Source organism: Halorussus vallis (genome assembly GCF_024138165.1).
GTDB classification, from domain to species: domain Archaea; phylum Halobacteriota; class Halobacteria; order Halobacteriales; family Haladaptataceae; genus Halorussus; species Halorussus vallis.
In genome coordinates, this window is sequence record NZ_CP100000.1 from 2,969,314 (window position 1) to 2,989,999 (window position 20,686).

Genomic DNA, 20,686 nt, shown 5'->3' on the forward strand with positions numbered 1-20,686 from the left:
ATGTCGACCGGACAAACACCCAAGGAGATCGGCGAAATCAGCTTCGGGCTGATGGACCCCGAGGAGTACCGCGAGATGTCGGCGACCAAGATCATCACCGCCGACACCTACGACGACGACGGCTTCCCCATCGACATGGGGCTGATGGACCCCCGACTGGGCGTCATCGACCCCGGTCTGGAGTGCAAGACCTGCGGCAAGCACTCGGGGTCCTGTAACGGCCACTTCGGCCACATCGAACTGGCCGCGCCCGTCATCCACGTCGGGTTCACGAAGCTCATCCGCCGACTGCTCCGGGGGACCTGCCGGAACTGCTCGCGGCTCCTGCTGACCGAGGAGGAGATGGAGAATTACGAGTCCCAACTCACCCGGACCCGCGAACTCGGCCAGGACCTGAACGACGTCACGAAGGCCGCCATCCGCGAGGCCCGAAAGAAGGACCGGTGTCCGTACTGCGGCGAGATCCAGTACGACATCAACCACGAGAAGCCCACGACCTACTACGAGGTCCAGCAGGTCCTCACCAGCGAGTACTCCGAGAAGATCGCGGTGGCGATGCAGGGCAAGAACGAGGACGGCGAGGAGGACGAGGAGCGCGAACCGATGGCGCCACAGGAACTCGCCGACCAGACCGACATCGACCTCTCGCGGGTCAACGACATCATGTCCGGGGAGTTCCGTCCCCGCGAGGCCGACCGGAAGGCCATCGAGAAGGCCCTCTCCATCGACCTCACCGAGGAGGACATGAACAAGCTGATGCCCAGCGACATCCGCGACTGGTTCGAGGACATCCCGGACGCGGACATCGCGACGCTCGGCATCAACCCCGACCGCTCGCGACCCGAGTGGATGATTCTGACCGTCCTACCGGTGCCGCCGGTGACGGCCCGACCCTCCATCACGCTGGACAACGGCCAGCGGAGCGAGGACGACCTCACCCACAAACTGGTCGACATCATCCGCATCAACCAGCGGTTCATGGAGAACCGCGAGGCCGGCGCGCCCCAACTCATCATCGAGGACCTCTGGGAACTGCTCCAGTACCACGTCACCACGTTCATGGACAACGAGATCTCGGGCACGCCGCCGGCCCGCCACCGCTCGGGGCGCCCGCTCAAGACCCTGAGCCAGCGCCTGAAGGGCAAGGAAGGCCGGTTCCGCGGGAGCCTCTCGGGCAAGCGCGTGAACTTCTCGGCCCGGACCGTCATCTCGCCCGACCCGACGCTCAGCCTCAACGAGGTCGGCGTTCCCGAACGGGTCGCCCGCGAGATGACCCAGACGATGAACGTCACCGAGCGCAACAAGGAGAACGCCCGCCGGTACGTCGCCAACGGCCCCGAGGGCCACCCGGGCGCCAACTACGTCAAGCGCCCCGACGGCCGCCGGCTGAAGGTGACCGAGAAGAACTGCGAGGAACTCTCGACGAAGGTCGAGGCCGGGTGGGAGGTCAATCGCCACCTCGTCGACGGCGACATCGTCATCTTCAACCGCCAGCCGTCGCTCCACCGGATGTCCATCATGGCCCACGAGGTCGTGGTGATGCCGTACAAGACGTTCCGACTCAACACCGTCGTCTGTCCGCCGTACAACGCCGACTTCGACGGCGACGAGATGAACATGCACGCGCTCCAGAACGAGGAGGCCCGCGCGGAAGCTCGCGTGCTGATGCGCGTCCAGGAGCAGATTCTCAGCCCGCGCTTCGGCGAGAACATCATCGGCGCCATCCAGGACCACATCTCCGGGACGTACCTGCTCACCAACGAGAATCCGCACTTCAACGAGACGCAGGCGCTCGACCTGCTGCGGGCGACCCGCATCGACGAACTGCCCGACCCCTCGGGCACCGACGACGAGGGCGAGCCGTACTGGACCGGTCGGGACATCTTCTCGGAGCTGCTGCCGAGCGACCTCAACATGGAGTTCACCGGCACGGTCGGCGAACCGGTCGTCATCGAGGACGGCCAGCTGATCGAAGGGACGGTCGCCGAGGACGAGGTCGGCGAGTTCGGCGGCGACATCGTCGACACCATCTGTAAGGTGTACGGCAACACCCGCGCCCGCATCTTCATCAACGAGGTCGCGGCGCTGGCGATGCGCTCGATCATGCACTTCGGGTTCTCCATCGGTATCGACGACGAGTCCATCCCGGTCGAGGCCCAGGAGCGCATCGACGAGGCCATCGACAACGCCTACGACCGCGTCGAGGAACTCATCGAAACCTACGAGAACGGCGACCTCGAGTCGCTGCCCGGCCGCACGGTCGACGAGACGCTGGAGATGAAGATCATGCAGACGCTCGGGAAGGCCCGCGACTCCGCGGGTGACATCGCCGAGGACCACTTCGCCGACGACAACCCGGCCGTGGTCATGGCCGAGTCGGGCGCCCGCGGTTCGATGCTCAACCTCACCCAGATGGCCGGCTGCGTCGGCCAGCAGGCGGTTCGGGGCGAGCGCATCAACCGCGGCTACGAGGACCGCACGCTGAGCCACTACAAGCCCGACGACCTCTCGGCGGAGGCCCACGGCTTCGTGGAACACTCCTACACCGGCGGGCTCAACCCCCGGGAGTTCTTCTTCCACGCGATGGGCGGCCGCGAGGGGCTGGTCGACACGGCGGTCCGGACCTCCAAGTCCGGCTACCTCCAGCGCCGGCTCATCAACGCGCTGTCGGAACTGGAAACCCAGTACGACGGCACGGTTCGGGACACCTCCGACACCATCGTCCAGTTTGAGTTCGGCGAGGACGGCACCAGTCCGGTGATGGTTTCCTCGAACGAGGACAACAACATCGACGTCGACCAGATCGCCGACCGCGTCCTCGACCAAGAGTTCGGCGACGACGACCGCAAGGAGGAGTTCCTCGGCGAGGCGCTCCCGCCGACGAACCTCTCGGAGCACGTCGACGCTCGACAGGCCCAGAGCGACGACTGACGCCACACCAACACCCATCTCACCCAAACCATGACAGACTACGACGTATCCGAGGACATCGAGGCCGTCGTGGAGGACACCGACCTCCCGCGACGGCTGAAAGACGAGGTGTACAGCACCGTCGAGGCCCGCGACGGCGTCACCGTCGAGCAGGCCGACCAGATCGCCCGCGCGGTCGAAACCCGGTACCTCGACACCCGCGTCGACCCGCTCGACCCCGTCGGGACCGTCTCGGCCCAGTCCATCGGGGAGCCCGGGACCCAGATGACGATGAACACGTTCCACTACGCGGGCGTGGCCGAGATCGACGTGACCCAGGGGCTGCCGCGACTCATCGAACTCGTGGACGCCCGGAAGACGCCGGACACGCCGATGATGACCGTCCACCTCGAGGACGAGTACGCCACCGACCGCGAGAAGGCCCACGAGGTCGTCTGGCAGATCGAGGCGACGAAGATCCTCGCGCTTGGCGACATCTCGACGAACGTCGCCGACATGATCGTCTCGATCAACCTGAACGAGGACACCCTCGAAGAGCGGATGATCACGCCCGAGGAGGTCGCCGAGATCATCGAGGACGAACTCGGCGTCCAGACGAACCAGCAGGGCACCGTCATCGAGTTCGGCCCCGAACAGCCCAGCTACCGCGAACTCCTGCAGCTGGTCGAACAGCTCCGCGAGATCGTCTTCAAGGGCATCGAGGACGTCACCCGGGTCGTCATCCGCAAGGAGCAACTCGACGACGGCGAGGAGTTCGTCCTCTACACCGAGGGGTCGGCGTTCGGCGACGCCATGGAGATAGAGGGCGTCGACGCCTCCCGGACGACGTGTAACAACATCCACGAGATTCGCAAGAACCTCGGCATTGAGGCGGCCCGCGAGGCCATCATCGAGGAGACGATGGACACCCTCGAAGAGCAGGGCCTCGACGACGTGAACGTCCGGCACCTGATGCTGGTCGCCGACATCATGACCAACCGCGGCACCATCGAGTCCATCGGCCGCCACGGTATCTCGGGCAGCAAGGAGTCGGTGCTGGCGCGGGCGGCGTTCGAGGTGACGGTCAACCACCTGCTCGACGCCGCCATCCACGGCGAGGTCGACGACCTCAACGGCGTGACCGAGAACGTCATCGTCGGCAAGCCGATCAAGCTCGGAACGGGCGACGTCGACCTCCGGATGGGGTCGATGACCGGCGACGCCGAACCGGAGGCGTCGGACTAATCCGCACATGCGCGTCACGCTCTCGGACACGGCCCGCCAGTATATCGCGCTCTTCGAGGACGAAACGGGCGCGACCGCCCGCGACTGCGTCGTCGTTGAGGACGGCGGCGAGGACGACGACGGCGAGGAACGGGTCGTCTTCCTGGTGAAGGCCGACGAGATGGGCAAGGCCATCGGCTCGGGCGGCGAGACGGTCCGGCAGGTCGAGGACCAACTGGGCAAGCCGGTCACGCTGGTCGAGAACGACGACACCGCCGAGGGGTTCGTCGCCAACGCGCTCGCGCCCGCGGCGGTGTACAACGTCACCATCAGCGAGAACGACGACACGGTCGCCTACGCCGAGGTCGACTCGGCCGACACCGGCGTCGCCATCGGCGAGGGCGGGCGCAACATCGCGGTGGCGCGCCAGTTGGCCAAGCGTCACTTCGACATCGACGACATCCAGTTGACGTAGGAATCGTTTTTATTCGGGCGTTTTCGAGTCGGATTACGTTCCGCTTCGGTCGCGTGGGCCGCGAAGGTCGAGTTGCGATTCGGTCGTCGATGCGGAAACGGGGGGCGGCGTGACGAGTGCTAGCCCGAGCGGCCACGACCGACATCACCGGCCGACGCACCTAACGAGGTGCCAGACGGTCCACACCGTCCGTCGAAATCAATCTCGTTCGTTGCGAGGAGTTATATTTGGGAGGGAGTAAGGCTAGAATATGTCTGATACCTCCACCCTGTCCCGTCGTTCAATTCTCTGTACTCTCCTCGGATCGATTGCTGGCTGTAGCGGTCCTGTTCTCAATGACGATTCGCTAGGATTCGTAAGAATAATAAATAACACTTCTACGGCTCAGTCGTTCGATTTCGTCGTATATTCTATCAGTTCTGGGGATTCTGTCCTCTCTGAACATTTGATACTGGGTCCAAGTCAGACGAGAAACTTCGATAAATCCTTCCCTTCACCCGGTCGATACGCCATCGAAATAATCTTTGCGTCCGGGGAACGGAGTCAGAAACGGTATCCGATTTCTCGAACCGAGAAGAAAGATGTCGTGATAACTATTACTGGAGAAGACGAAGCAGGCTTCTCGTTAACGAAGGGGTTGTAAAAATCGACGCTCTACACGAGGCCTAACTCGCACTCAGTTCGACGCGTTCGCTTCGTAATTTTACGCGGACTGCCACTGGCCGCGAGCCGAAGCTAAATATCGACCACTACCGACTCTCCGTTGGGAATGGGGATGTCAAACGAACGCACAGACGGCGTCGACGCCGTCCCGACGGTGGACGAACGAGACAGACGTAACTTCCTGAAGATACTCGGCGTGGCCGGCAGCGTGGGGGTCGCGAGCGAGTTCTCGCTCGCCGACGTCCGCGAGGCGGTCGGCGCGGAGGGCAGCGAGGAACTCGCGACGATGGGTCAGGCCATCCGCGGGGACCTGACCGGCGAACTCGACCCCGACCGGCTGGGGACCGCGCTCGGCGGCATCGAGTCGGCCGTGGCGGAACTGCCGGCGCTCCGGGAGGCCGGCTTTCCCGACGAGCCGACGTCCGACTACGCCGCGCTGACCGAACCGGCGTGGGACGCCTACGAACACCTCGAATCAGTCGGCCTGTTCGAGGCGGCCGAGCAGCACCTGCCGGAGTTCACGGCCGACCACGTCCGGGCGACGACGACCGAACTGATCCGCTCCGAACCGCTGGTCGGGTCGCTGGCGACGGCGGGACTCGACGAGCGCGAGCGGACGGCCCTCGTCGTCGACGTGGTCAACCGCAACGAGCGGCTTGCCAACTGGGTTTCGACCGAGGCCCTGCCGGCGAACCCGGACGACTACGACCCCGGGGACGTCGCCCCGCTCCACCAGCGGGCGGTCGGCGGGTCGCTGCTCTGGATCGACGGACTCGACCAGCACCTCTGGCAGCGCGAGGTGCTGCTGACCGACGAGATGCTCGAACGCGGCCTCCGCGACGTCAAGCGGATGCTCGCGGGGACGTACCTCCTCGTCGAGGGCGTTCGGAACGTGGCCGATTCGGGGTCGGGGATGCTCTCTGACGGCCAGTTGACCGCCGCGCTCGCGGCCGGGAGCGCGGTGTCGATACTGGGCCAAGAGGACATCGAGGCCGACCTGTTCAGGATAACCGACGAGGAGCGTGCTCCGAGGGGAGGTGTCGCCAGATGAGCACCGACGAACCGCAGGACCACGCCCGCGTCACGCGGACCGAGGACGGGACGACGGTCGAGTACCTGGCGGACGGCCCGACGACCATCCGCCAGGACGGCCAGCGGATTCCGCGGCTGAACGTCACCCAGCAGATGCTGCTGGACTCGGGCGAGAACCCCCAGAGCTGGCTGATGTACGGCGGCGGCTATCACCAGCAGCGGTTCACGACCGCCGACGTCATCACGCCCGAGAACGTCTCGAACCTCTCGCTGGAGTACACCATCGGCGTCGAAACCGACGTCGAGCGCGGGAAACTGGAGGGAACGCCGGTCGTCGTTCCTTCCGACCCGCCCATCATGTACCAGACGAACGGGCCGGACGTGGTCCGGGCGGTCAACGCCCGGACCGGCGACATCATCTGGACTTACCGGTACGCCCCGTCCGAGCAGGGTGGCGAGCGCAAGCCGGCCATCTACTGCTGCGGGTCGAACAACCGCGGGGTCGCCGTGCTGGGCGACACGCTCTACATGACGACCCTCGACGCCAACGTGGTCGCCATCAACCGATACACCGGCGAGCAGAAGTGGCTCTATAGCTCCGCGCCCACCGCCCGGGGCTACTCCGCGACGTGGGCTCCGGTCGTCTACAAGGGGAGCATCCTCAACGGGAGCGCCGGCGGCGAGTACGGCGTCCAGGGGTTCATCGAGTCCATCGACGCCCAGACCGGCGAGCGCGAGTGGGTGACCTCGATGCTCCCGAAGGAGCAGTGGGTCGGCGACTCGTGGCGCAACGGCGCGGCGACCAACTGGATGACGGTGACCGTCGACCCCGACACCGACACGCTGTACGCCAACGTCGGCAACCCCGGCCCGGACGTCAACGGCATCGTCCGCCCGGGGCTGAACCCCTACTCCGACTCGGTGGTCGCGCTCGACACCAACTCCGGCGACGTGAGGTGGTACTTCCAGGAGGTGCCCCACGACTGGTGGGACTGGGACGCCTCGACGCCGCCGGTGCTGTTCGAAACCGAGGTGGACGGCCAGAACCGCAAGGTCGTCAGCCACCCCGGCAAGACCGGGTGGAACTACCTGCTCGACGCTGGTAACGGCAAACTCTACGAGCGCAGCCAGGAGTTCTGCCAGCACCTCAACATGTGGTACCTGCCCCAGCAGACCTACGAGGACTCGCCGTGGGTGATGCCGTCGGCCGACGGCGGGTCGGAGTGGAACCCGATGTCCTACAGTCGGGTGACGGGCAACGTCCACATCAAGGCGATGAACTACCCGAGCAAGTTCCAGTGGGACCCCAACCCGCAGTGGGAGTACCCCTCGACGTACCTCGGCGGCGGGTTCACCGTCTACCCGGAGATGGAGGACCCCGGACCGCCGCCCGAGGAGTGGGACCGGAACCGCGCCGTCTTCTCGGCCGTCGACCCGGTCAGCGGCGAGGTCCAGTGGCAAAAGCGGTGGCGGCAGTTCTCGATGGGCGGGTCGATGAGCACGGCCACCGGACTGACCTTCGTCGGAAAGGGCAACGGGCAGTTCATGGCGTTCGACTCCGAGAACGGCGACCGGCTCTGGAACCACAAGTTCGACGCCTCGGTGAACGCCTCGCCGATGAGTTGGTACGACCCCGGCACCCAGAAGCAGTACGTCGCGGTGCAGGCCGGCGGCGGCGGCCTCCGGACGTACCGGAACGGGAACACCATCGGGGTGTTCTCGCTCCAAGGCGGGAACTGACCGAGAGCGCCGACCGGACTACCGAATCCTCTTTTCGAATCTTCACCTTCGACGCGGCGCGCGCTGGCGCGACGCCGCGGTTTGGGGTCGCGACCATGCGCGCGAGGGATGACTGAACGAGCGCCGACGGCGCGAGTGAGGGAGTCGGCTGGGGAGGCGTGTGGCTGTCGCGGGGCGGTGCGGTACTCACTTGCATCGTGCAAGTAGCGGTCGCAGTTGCTGTCGGTCGTCTCGGTCGAGGTCGTCATCTGCGCTCCGGTTCACACGAGCAGCAGCCACCGTCGAGAGGTCGCGCGAGTCCCTGAGATAGTATCCCACAATAACACAGTTCTTACACCCAACCACCGACTCTCCTCGAAGAACCGAACCTAAGCGTCCCGCAGAACGCTTCGATTCGATTCGCTGAGACGGCCTCAAATCGGTTAATCGACCCCGCTAGAGCGACCTACAGCCGTAACTCCGTCCGCAAAGAGGGAGGCTTAAGTGTCTCCAACGGAAATCCACGAGCATAATGGCGAACGGCAAGTACGCAGCTCGGAAGCTGAAGAAGGACCGCCAGAACCACCGGTGGTCCGACTCCGATTACGCCCGACGCGAGCGCGGTCTCGGGGAGAAGTCCGACCCCCTCGAAGGCGCGCCGCAGGGCCGAGGCATCGTGCTGGAGAAAGTGGGCGTCGAGGCGAAACAGCCCAACTCGGCGATTCGGAAGTGCGTCCGGGTCCAGCTAATCAAGAACGGCAAGCAGGTCACCGCGTTCTGTCCCGGTGACGGCGCCATCTCGTTCATCGACGAACACGACGAGGTCACCATCGCCGGCATCGGCGGCGCGAAGGGTCGCGCGATGGGCGACCTCTCCGGCGTCAACTACAAGGTCGAGAAGGTCAACGGCGTGAGCCTGAAGGAACTCGTTCGCGGTAACGCGGAGAAACCGGTGCGATAACCATGGCGGCCGAAGACCAACCCGAACCCGACAAGCCCGCGGGTACCGACGAAGAGAGCAGCGCGGCCGCCGACCTGTTCGGCGTGTGGGACATCACCAACATCGAGTACAACAACCCCTCGACCGAGCGCTACATCACGGTGACGCCGGTCGCCCACACGATGGGTCGCCACGCCGGCAAGCAGTTCAAGAAGAGCGAGATCTCCATCGTCGAGCGCCTCGTCAATCGCCTCATGCAGACCGAGGAGAACACCGGCAAGAAACAGCAGACGCTCCAGATCGTCCGGGACGCGTTCGAGGACATCCACGACCAGACCGAGGAGAACCCGGTCCAGGTGCTCGTGGAGGCCGTCGAGAACGCCGCCCCGCGCGAGGAAACCGTCCGGCTGAAGTACGGTGGCATCTCGGTCCCCAAGGCGGTCGACGTCGCACCCCAGCGCGGGGTCGACCAGTCGCTGAAGTTCATCGCCGAGGGCGTCTACGCCGACTCGTTCAAGACGCCGACCGACGCCTCGGAGGCGCTGGCCTCCCAGCTCATCGGCGCGGCCAACTACGACGTCCAGACCTACGCCATCAACCAGAAGGAAGAGAAAGAGCGCGTCGCGGCCGCGGCTCGCTAATCTCGGTTTCTTCTCTCCCGTTCTCGAATTTCCGCCAGCGACGGCCGTAGCTTCCGCGAGCGACGGTGCTCGTTATCGCCGCAGGACGTACCACCCGACGCCGACCAGCGCCGCGGCCGTCCCGCCGCCGATGAGTGCGGGGGTGACGGCCCCGGCGAGCGCGACGAACAGCGCGAAGCCGAACGCGAGCAGTCCGAGGACGAAGCACGCGCCGGCGACGCCGCCCGCCCACCATCGCTCGGTCGGTTCTGCTCCCCTTGACGGCTCGCGGACGCGAACTCGCACGCGCGAGGTGACCACCGCCCCGACGATGGCGAGGATGCAACAGTAGCAGAAGACGGCGATTTCGAACGCGGTGCCGCCGAGCCCCGGCCAGAGCGGGTTCTGGACGATATCGAAACTCGCTATCAGGAAGTAGCCCGGCGGGAAGCCGACGTTTCCGAGCGCGTAGGTCGAAAGCAGGACGGCGAGCGCGACGCCGGCGTCGCGCTCGCGGGGCGTCGCTCGCTCGGCGGGGGTCGAGGCGGTCGCCATGTGCGCGAGTAGTTCTCGAACTTACAAATAGGTTCGTCCCGGTCGTCCGCTCGCACCGTCGGGCCCCGACTACTCGCCCGAAGCGCCGGCGAGGACGAACCTGCTCTCGGTGTCGCCGTTGTGAATCTGGCGGGTCGCGTCGGCGGGAATCCGGAGCGCCTCGCCCGCCGACAGTTCCACGTCCTCGCCCTCGACCGTGACGGTGGCTTCGCCTTCGAGTAGGACGTACACCTCCTCCTGGCCGTCCTCGGCGTGGTCGTGCTCCTTGCCGGTCCAGCCGGGGTCGACGTCGAGGATGGATACGCCGAGGTTCTCGCAGTCGAGGGGGTCGCGCAGGAACCGCAGACCCTCTCCGACCGGTTCGACGTCCTGTGAATCGACTTTGGTGTAGGACATGCGAGCAGAGGTTCGTCTTCCGGCGAGTAAAAGGTGGGTGTGGTACGGTCGGGGATGAGGAGTTCGCGTCGCCTGCTTCGAATCATCGCAACGGCCATTGAGAGGGACGATTCGAGAGCGTCTACCACTTCATCAGGAACGACAGCAACGACACTGAACGTGACCACTCCGAAAGTCCCACCAACCGCAGACCGCACCGCCACACGCTTCCCCAGCCGACTCCCTCGCGTGCATGGGCGCGGCCGAAACCGCCATCGACCGCGCCAGCGCGCGCCGTGTCGGAAATCAGTCGGCCGCCGTCTCGCCGTTTCCTATCGCGTACGCTCTGGTCGCTCCGACGAGCGCCTTGCGGTACTCGCTCTCGTCGGGGTCCGGCCCGAGCGACTTGAAGCGGTGCTTGAAGTCGGCGAGGCTCACGCCGGGTGCGTCGTTAGCGGCGGCATGGGCGAGGTCGTAGAGGCGGTGGTCGGGGTCGACGAGGTCGTGGCGTTCGACCAGCGCCAGCGCGAACGCCGCGTTGACCACCGTGATTTCGGGGTCGGCCGTGCTGGTGAGTCGCTGGCCGTCCTGAGCGCGGGCGGGTCGGTCGGCCACCGCGGCCGCCAGTTCGGATTCGAGGAACGCGACCAGTTTGTCGGTCGGGCCGACCCGCAGCGTGATGTCGTCGGCGTAGATGTCCTTCATGTGGTTGGCGATCTGATAGCAGTGGGTGAGCCGGCGGCGCTCGACCGATTTGCCGGTCAGCGCGAGGAACAGCGCCTCCTCCATCGACTGGGTGTGGGAGGGATGGGCCTGCTCGTGGCGGGCCATGTGGGCGAACTCGTGGAGCGCGAGTTCCCGGGCCATCGCGCTCGTGGCCGCCTGTCGAGAGATGTTCAGGACGTGCTCGCCGTCCGGGTGGGCGGTCCACGTCCGCTCGTCGGGGTTCTCCCGGACGTGGACGTGGACGGGTCGCTCGAGGTCGTGTTCGGTTTCGAAGAGGTCGCGGGCGCGGAGGAACGGTGCGGCGCGACCGGGGCCGTGAACGCGAACGTCCATGCGTTCGTACCGCAAGGTTCGCACGAATAAGACTCTTGTGTTGATTGTGACCGTTTCCCAGGGTATGGCGGCCGTTCACCCGGGTTTCGGTGAACGCGAAACACTACGCTTTTCAACTTCGTACAGGTAGAACATCCACAATGGGAAGACGAAAGAAGATCGTCGAACAGTGCGAGCGACTGATGGACAAGCCGGAGAACATCCGGAACATCGCCATCGCCGCACACGTCGACCACGGTAAGACGACGCTGACGGACAATCTCCTCGCCGGCGCGGGCATGATCGCCGACCAGGGCGAGGCGACCCAGCTGATGATGGACACCGAGGAGGACGAGCAGGAACGCGGCATCACCATCGACGCCGCGAACGTCTCGATGACCCACGAGTACGAGGGTGAGGACCACCTCATCAACCTCATCGACACGCCGGGCCACGTCGACTTCGGGGGCGATGTGACCCGCGCGATGCGCGCCGTCGACGGCGCGCTCGTGGTCGTCGACGCTGTCGAGGGCGCGATGCCCCAGACCGAGACGGTGCTCCGGCAGGCGCTCCGCGAGGGCGTCAAGCCGACGCTGTTCATCAACAAGGTCGACCGCCTCATCTCGGAGCTCCAGGAGGGCCCCGAGGAGATGCAGCGCCGCCTGCTCAACGTCATCGACGACGTCAACGAGCTCATCCGCGGCATGACCGACGAGATGGACGACGTCGACGACTGGACCGTCTCCGTCGAAGAGGGGACGGTCGGCTTCGGGTCGGCCCTCTACAAGTGGGGCGTCTCGATGCCGTCGATGCAGCGCACCGGGATGGACTTCGGCGACATCATGGAGCTCGAGCGCAACGACAAGCGCCAGGAGCTCCACGAGCAGACGCCGCTGTCGGACGTCATCCTCGACATGGTCTGTGAGCACTTCCCGGACCCCATCGAGGCCCAGCCCCGTCGTATCCCGCGCGTCTGGCGCGGCGACGACGAGTCCGAACTCGCCGAGCAGATGCGGCTGGTCGACCCCGACGGCGAGGTCGTCCTGATGGTCACCGACATCGGCATCGACCCCCACGCGGGCGAGATCGCCGCGGGCCGCGTCTTCTCCGGCACACTGGAGAAGGGCCAGGACCTCTACGTCTCGGGCACCGCCGGGACGAACCGCGTCCAGAGCGTCGGCATCTACATGGGTGGCGAGCGCGAGGAAGTCGACCGCGTCCCCGCGGGTAACATCGCGGCGGTCACCGGTCTCAAGGACGCCATCGCGGGTTCGACCGTCTCCAGCGTCGAGATGACGCCGTTCGAGTCCATCGAACACATCTCCGAGCCGGTCATCACGAAGTCCGTCGAGGCCAAGAGCATGGACGACCTCCCGAAGCTCATCGAGACGCTCCGGCAGGTCAGCAAGGAGGACCCCACCATCCAGATCGAGATCAACGAGGACACCGGCGAGCACCTCATCTCCGGACAGGGTGAACTCCATCTGGAGGTCATCACCCAGCGCATCGAGCGCAACCAGGGCATCCCGGTCAACACCGGCGAACCCATCGTCGTGTTCCGCGAGGCCATCCAGCAGGCCACCGACACCATCGAGGGCATCTCGCCGAACCGCCACAACCGGTTCTACATCAAGGCCGAACCGCTCGACCAGGCCATCGTCGAGAAGGTCAAGCTCGGCGACGTCTCGATGGACATGCCCGAGCAGGAGCGCCGTGAAGTCCTCCAGGAAGCCGGCATGGACAAGGACACGTCCCAGAACGTCGAGCACATCCACGGGACCAACGTCCTCATCGACGACACGAAGGGTATCCAGCACCTGAACGAGACGATGGAACTCGTCATCGAGGGTCTCGAAGAGGCGCTCGACAACGGCCCGCTCGCCGGCGAACCCGTCCAGGGGACGCTCCTGCGACTCCAGGACGCAAAGCTCCACGAGGACACCATCCACCGCGGTCCCGCGCAGGTCATCCCTGCGGTCCGCGCGGCGGTCCACAACACGCTCGTCGCGGGTAAGGTTCGACTCCTCGAACCGATTCAGGACGTCCGCATCGACGTCCCCAACGAGTACATGGGCTCGGCCTCCGGCGAGATTCAGGGTCGCCGCGGCCGCGTCGACGACATGTACCAGGAGGGTGACCTCATGGTCGTCGAGGGTATCGCGCCCGTCGACGAGATGATCGGCTTCTCCTCGGACATCCGGAGCGCGACCGAGGGTCGCGCGTCGTGGAACACCGAGAACGCCGGATTCCGCGTGATGGCCGACAACCTCCAGGAGGAGACCATCATGGAGATTCGCGAGCGCAAGGGCATGAAGCTGGAACTGCCCCAGCACGTGGACTACTTCTAAGTCCGCGTCCGTCTCGCCGTTCTTCTCTCGTTTTCGTCTCGCTACCGCTTTCGACGAGTTCGGTCAGCGGCGTCCTCGCAAGCGCGTCTTCCCCTTCTGTTTTCGCTCGGGCCGACCGAGAGCCGCTCTCGCTCGACTCTCGCCGGATTCCGCCGACCGTTGCACACGGTTTCAGGTCGGGGTTGACCGGCGACTAGGAGGCACATAATGAAGGCACTTGTTAACATACTTCCACCCGGTCCCGGACAATGCTCCCAATCGTCACCCTCCTGTGGGTCGGGTTCGTCACCCTGCTCTGGGTCGGCATCACCGCGGGCGTCTGGGCGATGGTGTCCGCGAGCGGCGAGTACCCCGAGAACGTGACCCGGCCTCCCGCCGACGACTGACGGCCTTCCGCCGCTTCTCGGGCGGTTCGGCCGAGGACTCGACGCGTCGAGTCCTCGGCCGAACCGCCCGCCGGAACCGCATCCAGAACCGACGGTTTCACGACATCGCCGAGGCGGGCCGGGTTCCGGGAGTCCGGAACCCGGCCCGCGACGCGACCGGCGGTCGCCTCGACCGCTCGTCCCGCCCGGCTCGACTCGACCGCGAGCGATGCGTCGCGGTCAGTTCGCGCCGGTTTCCGCCCCCTCGACGAGTTCCAGGAGTCGTTTGGCGTCGGTGACCTTGGCGTCGATGCGGTGGCAGTGCACCTCGATCGTATTCTTCGCGATTCCGAGCCCGTCGGCGTTCTCCGCCTGCGTGAGCCTGCCCCGTCGCGGCACGGAGTTCGTCCTCGTCGACGCCGCGTCCGGTCGCGACGGCATCGACGAGCGCCGTCGGAAGAGCGTCCCGCTCGCCGCGGAGTTGTCGGTTCCGATGAGACGTTCGGAGACACCGCTTGCACAGACGGTTCACGGGTATCGTAAAATCGCTTCTGCGTCGGCACGCGCTACGCGCAGAACTGCGTCGCGTGTCGTCCGATACGGAGAGTTCGGAAGATCGTTCGCCCGACCTTGCGCGTACCGCTCGGCCGGTCGGCTGTTCGTCGCGCGGTTTCGGATTCGGAATGTGGTCGGCGAGCGCCGACCGGTACCGGAAAAAACAGACTACCGTGCTCCGCGGACGACGACTTCGGCGTCGCACAGCGGGCAGTCGGTCGTCTCGCTCACGTCGAAGACCGTCTGGCAGAAGGCGCAGACGTGTTCGTTCTCCGCGAGGCGCTTGCGTTCGGTCACGTGGTCTGACGCACTCATACCTGGGCCGACGATTCGACCGCCTATTATTATACGCCGACTAAGAGAATCGGTACCACACACCACGTTTCGGATGGTTGCGTCTACTCCCGACGTTCCTGACCGTTTCGCACCGTCCCCCGGCGTTCGACGCTCGTTTCGAGGGTTTCGCCGCTCGACCTACCGGCGGAACTCCCGGACGGTTTCGAGGAGCGGTCGTCCGAACATGGCGAAGACGATGCCGAACCAGAGGACCGAGAGGACGATTGCCCCGGCGTTCTGGGCGACGATACTCGTCTGATTCGAGGGGGTCGGCGCGAACCAGTACGCCGCGTCGCTCGTCCTGAGTTGCTCGACGAGCGAGTAGAGCCAGAACAGCCCCGGCGCGTTGAACACGGTCATCGTGAAGAGCATAGCGACGAGGTTCCGGGTCGACGCCCACTTCGAACTCCAGTCCTCGCGCAGGAACGCGTAGTCGACCGACGCCGCGTCGGACGCGGAGCCTTCCTCCCGTTTCGTATCCATGTTGGTTTTACTCCGTCCTCTGACACGGTTAAACGTTGCTATATTGACCATTCTGATCACACCTGCACTATTTGCGACCGCCTGAAGCCTTATGCCCGCCCGCGCGTGAGAGACGTACCATGAGCGACGACGCCGAGCGAACGGACGGGTCGGGCATGCAGGCCCACACCGTTCGGCTCGAACTGGTAGACGAACCCGGGGAACTCCTCCGGGCGCTCGAACCCATCGCGGCCAACCGCGGCAATCTCCTCTCGGTCTTCCACGAGCGAGGCTCGCTGACACCCCGGGGCCACATCCCGGTCGAAGTCGACTTCGAGTGTCCGCCCGAGCGCTTCGACGTCATCGTCTCGGCGCTCCGGGACGCGGGGGTCAACGTCATCCAGTCCGGCGCCGAGCGCTACGGCGAGGAGGTCACCGTGTTGCTGGTCGGCCACCTCATCGAAACCGACCTCTCCGGGACCCTCTCGCGGATTCAGGACGACGCCGGCGCGGCGGTCGAGGACGTCTCGCTGTCGGCCACCCAGGGAACCGACGAGGTGGCCAGCGCTCGGCTCAGGCTCGCGGCCGAAACCGGCCGCACTGGTGCGGTCCTCGACGCGGTGCGGGACGTGGCGGCCGAGAAGGACCTGCGCGTGGTCGCGCCGCTCGACGCGGAGGGGTCGGCGTGAAGTTGGCCATCCTCGGCGCGGGCGCGGTCGGCCGGTCGGTCGCGGAACTGGCGGGCGACTACGGACACACCGTGGCCGCGCTGGCCGACTCGACCGCCGCGGCGGTCGAGTCCGACGGTATCGACGTGGCGGCCGCGCTCTCCCGGAAGGACGCCGGCGAGGCGGTCGGGTCGAAGTCGCCAGAGGACGCCCTCGACGCCGAGTACGACGCGCTGGTCGAGGCGACGCCGACGACGCTGGGCGACGCCGAACCAGGCTTCGGCCACGTCCGGGCGGCCCTGGAACGCGACCGCCACGTCGTGTTGGCGAACAAGGGGCCGGTCGCCGAGCGCTACGCCGACGTGCGCGCGCTCGAAGCCGACAGCGAGGGGACGGTCCGCTTCGAGGCCACGGTGGGCGGGGCGATTCCGGTGCTCTCGACCATCGAGAGCTACGGTCCCGAGACCGTCACCGCGGCCCGCGGCGTGCTCAACGGCACCGCGAACTTCATCCTCTCGCGGATGGCGGCCGAAGGACTGGACTACGAGCACGTCCTCGCGGAGGCCCAGGACCTCGGCGTGGCGGAGGCCGACCCCGCGTTCGACGTCAACGGCACCGACGCGGCGCTGAAGTGCGCCATCCTCGCCAACGTCCTCGGCGACCGGGAGTACTCGCTCGACGACGCCGAGGTCGAGGGCATCGCCGACCTGCCGGGCACCGCGCTCGAACTCGCGGCCGAGGACGGTCGGACGGTTCGACTCATCGGCGAGGCGACCCCCGACGGCGTCCGGGTCGCCCCGCGACTCGTCCCCCAGAACGGGACGCTCGCCGTCTCGGGCACCCGGAATATCGTCCAACTCGACACCGAGAACGCCGGTCGACTGAACCTCAGTGGCCGCGGCGCCGGTGGTCCCGAAACCGCCAGCGCGGTGCTCGCCGACGTGAACCTGCTGGAGTGAGCCGACCGGTCGTGGCGGTCTGCCGTCGGGACGTCTCCGGTGCGACCGGCGAGCGAACCTGTCTCGCGTGCAACCCGTTGGCGTGCTAGGAGCCAACACAAACCGCCGGACGGCGTCGGGGTGGGGGTCGTAGCGTATCGAAATGGTTTTAACTGCTTCTGCCAAAAGATACCGACAGAGCGCGTCTGCGCGTGAGATACCAACCATGAGCGAAGACAAACCGCACCAGAACCTGGCCATCATCGGCCACGTTGACCACGGAAAGAGCACGCTGGTCGGACGACTCCTCTACGAGACGGGGAGCGTACCCGAGCACGTCATCGAACAGCACAAGGAAGAGGCCGAGGAGAAGGGCAAGGGCGGCTTCGAGTTCGCCTACGTCATGGACAACCTCGCCGAAGAGCGAGAGCGCGGTGTCACCATCGACATCGCCCACCAGGAGTTCGACACCGACGACTACTACTTCACCATCGTCGACTGTCCCGGCCACCGCGACTTCGTGAAGAACATGATCACGGGCGCGTCCCAGGCCGACAACGCCGTGCTCGTGGTCGCCGCCGACGACGGCGTCGCGCCCCAGACACAGGAGCACGTCTTCCTCGCCCGCACGCTCGGCATCAACGAGCTCATCGTGGGCATCAACAAGATGGACGTCGTCGACTACAGCGAGGACGACTACAAGTCGGTCGTCGACGAGGTCACCCAGCTCCTCAAGCAGGTCCAGTTCAACACCGAGGACGCGAGCTTCATCCCGATCTCGGCGTTCGAGGGCGACAACATCGCCGAAGAGTCCGAGAACACGGACTGGTACGACGGCGAGATCCTGCTCGAGGCGCTCAACAACCTCGACGCCCCCGAGCCGCCGACGGACGCCGACCTGCGCATCCCGATTCAGGACGTCTACACCATCTCGGGTATCGGCACCGTCGCGGTCGGCCGCGTCGAGACCGGTCTGCTGAAGTCCGGCGACAACGTCTCGTTCCAGCCCAGCAACTCGGGCGGCGAGGTCAAGTCCGTCGAGATGCACCACGAGGAGGTCCCGCAGGCCGAACCCGGTGACAACGTCGGGTTCAACGTCCGGGGCGTCGGCAAGGACGACATCCGCCGCGGCGACGTCTGTGGCCCCGCCGACGACCCGCCGAGCGTCGCCGAGACGTTCCAGGCCCAGATCGTCGTTATGCAGCACCCGTCGGTCATCACCGACGGCTACACGCCGGTCTTCCACGCCCACACGGCACAGGTCGCGTGTACGATCGAATCCATCGACAAGAAGATGGACCCCGCGAGCGGCGAGGTCGCCGAGGAGAACCCCGACTTCATCCAGTCGGGCGACGCCGCCGTCGTCACGGTCCGACCCCAGAAGCCGCTCAGCATCGAGCCGTCGAGCGAGATTCCGGAGCTCGGCAGCTTCGCCATCCGCGACATGGGTCAGACCATCGCGGCCGGCAAGGTCCTCAGCGTCAACGAGCCGTAACACATGCAGCAAGCACGTGTGCGACTGGCGGGCACCAGTCCCGAAGACCTGGACGACATCTGCGACGATGTCCGCGAAATCGCCAACAAGACCGGCGTTTCGCTCTCGGGACCCATCCCGCTGCCGACGAAGACGCTGGAAATTCCCACCCGCAAGTCCCCCGACGGTGAGGGGACCGCGACGTGGGAACACTGGGAGATGCGCGTCCACAAGCGTCTCATCGACATCGACGCCGACGAACGCGCGCTCCGCCAGCTGATGCGGATTCAGGTACCGAACGACGTCAGCATCGAAATCGTCCTCGAGGACTGAGCGGGTACCCCCGCTGACAGTTCGAGGACATCGGTCCGACTCGACGCCGGCCACCGCGGCCGGCGTCGAGTCGCGGCCGCTGTACGCCCGCCGCCAGCCGGCGGACTACCTTCTCCCTATTTCACTCTCCAGAGCCACGCACACGTGCGCGCAGACGCCAACCGTCCGTCTTCGCCCGGCTCTTTTCGCGACGCTTCCCGTCGCTGTCTTCCCCCTCGCCGAACTCCCACGCTCGTCCGTTCTCTCGCCCCTGTCTTTTTGTCGTCTCCTAGCCAATCGTCGTCCGTGAACGAACAGTTTCGCGCGGTTCGCCGCGTCCGGCGAACGCTCCGGCGCGAACCGGGAGGGCAGACGCCGTGAGCCGCGGTCGGCCGAGTCCGTCGAAGCGCAGGCCCCGGCGTTCGGGCAGTCCGACCCTCCAGACGCTGGCGATATTCGCCGTCGTGTTCGCGGTCCAGTCGCTATTCCGACTGGTCGCGCCGCGACTCGCGGTCGGCCTGTTCGCGCTCGCGCCGCCGGTGTCGGTGCGGCCGTGGACCCTGCTGGTCAGCGTCTACGCTCACGCCGGTATCGGCCACTTGCTGTCGAACGCCGTCGTCCTCCTGCTCGTGGGTTTCGCCGTCGAGCGGGTCACCACCACGTGGCGATTCCACGGGTTCTTCGCCGTCGTTGGGATGCTCGCGGGGCTCGCACAGATCGCCGTCTCGGGCATCGTCGGCCCCACTCCGGCGGTCCTCGGCGCGAGCGGCGCGGTGTTCGGCCTGCTCGGCTACCTGCTCGCTGGCAACGCAGTGACCGGTGCGGTCCTCCAGCGACTTCCGCTGGGCGGCCGAGCGAAGGCGGCGTTGCTCCTGGTCGTCGCGTTCGGCCTGACGCTGCTGACGGCCGCCCCGGGCGTCGCGCTGGTCGCGCACTTCACCGGTTTCGTGCTGGGCGCACTCGCGGGCCGTGTTCACCTCTTGCGCGCCCGCCCCGAAACATAAGCTTCTAATAAGTGCGGGCGCTACGAACAGTTGCGCTTGCGGGCTCGTAGATCAGCGGTAGATCGCTTCCTTCGCAAGGAAGAGGCCCTGGGTTCAAATCCCAGCGAGTCCATTCCACTTTTTGCTGCGTTCAGCACACCCGCGAGCCGTCGGCTCGCGGGTGTGCTTCACTGGCAAAAACTTGGGGAAAAAGCACGGCGTCACCGCCTCTGAAGCGCCCTTCGGGCGCTTCTTCGGGGGTTCCTTGGCCCGCTCGCTCACTTCGTTCGCTCGCGGTAGAACTATCTGGAGACACAACACCGCCCCGCCTGGCTTCGACTTTTGCGATGAGTATATCGCTTCCTACAGCTCAGTACCGGCTCATAGCCCTCCTAGTTCGAACTTTACGGCGCGACGACCTTCGGACGAACGGGGTGCCAATCCGAATGACCTCCCGCGCGAACGGGAACTGGTGTGCCGCCGAACGAACCATCCTGCAGACCATCGAGCGACAGAACACGTCCCATGTCGGGTCGCTGGAGGACGAACTCGACGCCGGCCCGGTGACGATAGACCGCCACTGCTACGACCTCCAGCGGAAGGGGTTCATCCGCCCCGTCGGCTCCGGCCGCTACCAACTGACCGCCGAGGGGAAGGACCGACTCCGGCGACTCCACGCCCTCGACGGGTAGTA

General features: G+C 66.0%; 21 protein-coding genes and 1 tRNA gene. 16 read left to right on the forward strand and 6 right to left on the reverse strand.

Going from position 1 to position 20,686, the window contains the following annotated elements; genetic code table 11:
- The 7 genes from NGM07_RS14995 (at position 1) to NGM07_RS15025 (ending at position 9,604) form a co-directional block, all read left to right on the forward strand.
- The gene (locus NGM07_RS14995) at positions 1-2,931 is read left to right on the forward strand and encodes a DNA-directed RNA polymerase subunit A' (RefSeq protein ID WP_253513009.1); all 2,931 of its coding nucleotides are present in this window, start codon (positions 1-3) and stop codon (positions 2,929-2,931) included.
- Between the two features lie 30 nt (positions 2,932-2,961).
- Entirely contained in the window at positions 2,962-4,155 is a 1,194-nt protein-coding gene (gene rpoA2, locus NGM07_RS15000) for a DNA-directed RNA polymerase subunit A'' (protein ID WP_253513010.1), read from the forward strand.
- 7 nt (positions 4,156-4,162) lie between these two features.
- Complete coding sequence (locus NGM07_RS15005; protein ID WP_253513012.1) at positions 4,163-4,609, forward strand: NusA-like transcription termination signal-binding factor; 447 nt, start codon at positions 4,163-4,165, stop codon at positions 4,607-4,609.
- Between the two features lie 769 nt (positions 4,610-5,378).
- Entirely contained in the window at positions 5,379-6,323 is a 945-nt protein-coding gene (locus tag NGM07_RS15010) for a hypothetical protein (RefSeq protein WP_253513013.1), read from the forward strand.
- The gene (locus tag NGM07_RS15015; RefSeq protein WP_253513015.1) at positions 6,320-8,044 is read left to right on the forward strand and encodes a pyrroloquinoline quinone-dependent dehydrogenase; all 1,725 of its coding nucleotides are present in this window, start codon (positions 6,320-6,322) and stop codon (positions 8,042-8,044) included. Before NGM07_RS15010 ends, NGM07_RS15015 begins: the two co-directional genes overlap by 4 nt.
- A 511-nt stretch (positions 8,045-8,555) precedes the next feature.
- Complete coding sequence (locus NGM07_RS15020) at positions 8,556-8,984, forward strand: 30S ribosomal protein S12 (protein WP_253513017.1); 429 nt, start codon at positions 8,556-8,558, stop codon at positions 8,982-8,984.
- A 2-nt stretch (positions 8,985-8,986) separates the two neighbouring features.
- Entirely contained in the window at positions 8,987-9,604 is a 618-nt protein-coding gene (locus tag NGM07_RS15025; protein WP_253513018.1) for a 30S ribosomal protein S7, read from the forward strand.
- A 72-nt stretch (positions 9,605-9,676) separates the two neighbouring features.
- On the opposite strand, the gene NGM07_RS15030 is transcribed toward NGM07_RS15025, so the two are convergent.
- From NGM07_RS15030 to NGM07_RS15040, 3 genes are all read right to left on the reverse strand, one after another.
- Positions 9,677-10,138 carry a hypothetical protein gene (locus NGM07_RS15030; protein ID WP_253513019.1) on the reverse strand — a complete coding sequence of 154 codons (462 nt, stop codon included), beginning with the start codon at positions 10,136-10,138 and terminating at the stop codon, positions 9,677-9,679.
- A gap of 69 nt (positions 10,139-10,207) precedes the next feature.
- Entirely contained in the window at positions 10,208-10,534 is a 327-nt protein-coding gene (locus NGM07_RS15035) for a cupin domain-containing protein (RefSeq protein WP_253513020.1), read from the reverse strand.
- 285 nt (positions 10,535-10,819) lie between these two features.
- Complete coding sequence (locus NGM07_RS15040; RefSeq protein WP_253513021.1) at positions 10,820-11,572, reverse strand: DUF5781 family protein; 753 nt, start codon at positions 11,570-11,572, stop codon at positions 10,820-10,822.
- Positions 11,573-11,712: 140 nt separating this feature from the next.
- Between NGM07_RS15040 and NGM07_RS15045 the strand changes: the two genes are divergently transcribed.
- Positions 11,713-13,899, forward strand: a complete 2,187-nt coding sequence (locus tag NGM07_RS15045) for an elongation factor EF-2 (RefSeq protein ID WP_253513022.1) — start codon at positions 11,713-11,715, stop codon at positions 13,897-13,899.
- Between the two features lie 248 nt (positions 13,900-14,147).
- Entirely contained in the window at positions 14,148-14,285 is a 138-nt protein-coding gene (locus NGM07_RS15050) for a hypothetical protein (RefSeq protein WP_253513023.1), read from the forward strand.
- A 219-nt stretch (positions 14,286-14,504) separates the two neighbouring features.
- Here the strand turns inward: NGM07_RS15050 and NGM07_RS15055 are convergent, their stop codons facing one another.
- From NGM07_RS15055 to NGM07_RS15065, 3 genes are all read right to left on the reverse strand, one after another.
- Positions 14,505-14,663, reverse strand: a complete 159-nt coding sequence (locus NGM07_RS15055) for a hypothetical protein (protein ID WP_253513024.1) — start codon at positions 14,661-14,663, stop codon at positions 14,505-14,507.
- 324 nt (positions 14,664-14,987) lie between these two features.
- Positions 14,988-15,134 carry a hypothetical protein gene (locus tag NGM07_RS15060; RefSeq protein WP_253513025.1) on the reverse strand — a complete coding sequence of 49 codons (147 nt, stop codon included), beginning with the start codon at positions 15,132-15,134 and terminating at the stop codon, positions 14,988-14,990.
- A gap of 159 nt (positions 15,135-15,293) precedes the next feature.
- Positions 15,294-15,638 (reverse strand): hypothetical protein, encoded by a 345-nt coding sequence (locus NGM07_RS15065; protein WP_253513026.1) that lies wholly within the window; start codon positions 15,636-15,638, stop codon positions 15,294-15,296.
- Between the two features lie 119 nt (positions 15,639-15,757).
- Here NGM07_RS15065 and NGM07_RS15070 point away from each other — a divergent pair, with 119 nt between their 5' ends.
- The 7 genes from NGM07_RS15070 to NGM07_RS15100 all read left to right on the forward strand — a co-directional run bounded on the left by NGM07_RS15070 (position 15,758) and on the right by NGM07_RS15100 (position 20,684).
- The gene (locus NGM07_RS15070; RefSeq protein ID WP_253513027.1) at positions 15,758-16,306 is read left to right on the forward strand and encodes an amino acid-binding protein; all 549 of its coding nucleotides are present in this window, start codon (positions 15,758-15,760) and stop codon (positions 16,304-16,306) included.
- The gene (locus tag NGM07_RS15075) at positions 16,303-17,244 is read left to right on the forward strand and encodes a homoserine dehydrogenase (RefSeq protein WP_253513028.1); all 942 of its coding nucleotides are present in this window, start codon (positions 16,303-16,305) and stop codon (positions 17,242-17,244) included. The genes NGM07_RS15070 and NGM07_RS15075 overlap by 4 nt, the downstream gene beginning before the upstream one ends.
- A 205-nt stretch (positions 17,245-17,449) precedes the next feature.
- Positions 17,450-18,718 carry a translation elongation factor EF-1 subunit alpha gene (tuf, locus tag NGM07_RS15080; protein ID WP_253513029.1) on the forward strand — a complete coding sequence of 423 codons (1,269 nt, stop codon included), beginning with the start codon at positions 17,450-17,452 and terminating at the stop codon, positions 18,716-18,718.
- A 3-nt stretch (positions 18,719-18,721) separates the two neighbouring features.
- Entirely contained in the window at positions 18,722-19,030 is a 309-nt protein-coding gene (gene rpsJ, locus NGM07_RS15085; protein ID WP_115794767.1) for a 30S ribosomal protein S10, read from the forward strand.
- Positions 19,031-19,386: 356 nt separating this feature from the next.
- Positions 19,387-20,013, forward strand: a complete 627-nt coding sequence (locus tag NGM07_RS15090; protein ID WP_253513030.1) for a rhomboid family intramembrane serine protease — start codon at positions 19,387-19,389, stop codon at positions 20,011-20,013.
- A gap of 40 nt (positions 20,014-20,053) precedes the next feature.
- Positions 20,054-20,125, forward strand: a tRNA-Ala gene (locus NGM07_RS15095).
- Positions 20,126-20,438: 313 nt separating this feature from the next.
- Positions 20,439-20,684, forward strand: a complete 246-nt coding sequence (locus NGM07_RS15100) for a hypothetical protein (RefSeq protein ID WP_253513031.1) — start codon at positions 20,439-20,441, stop codon at positions 20,682-20,684.
- Positions 20,685-20,686 lie beyond the last annotated feature (2 nt).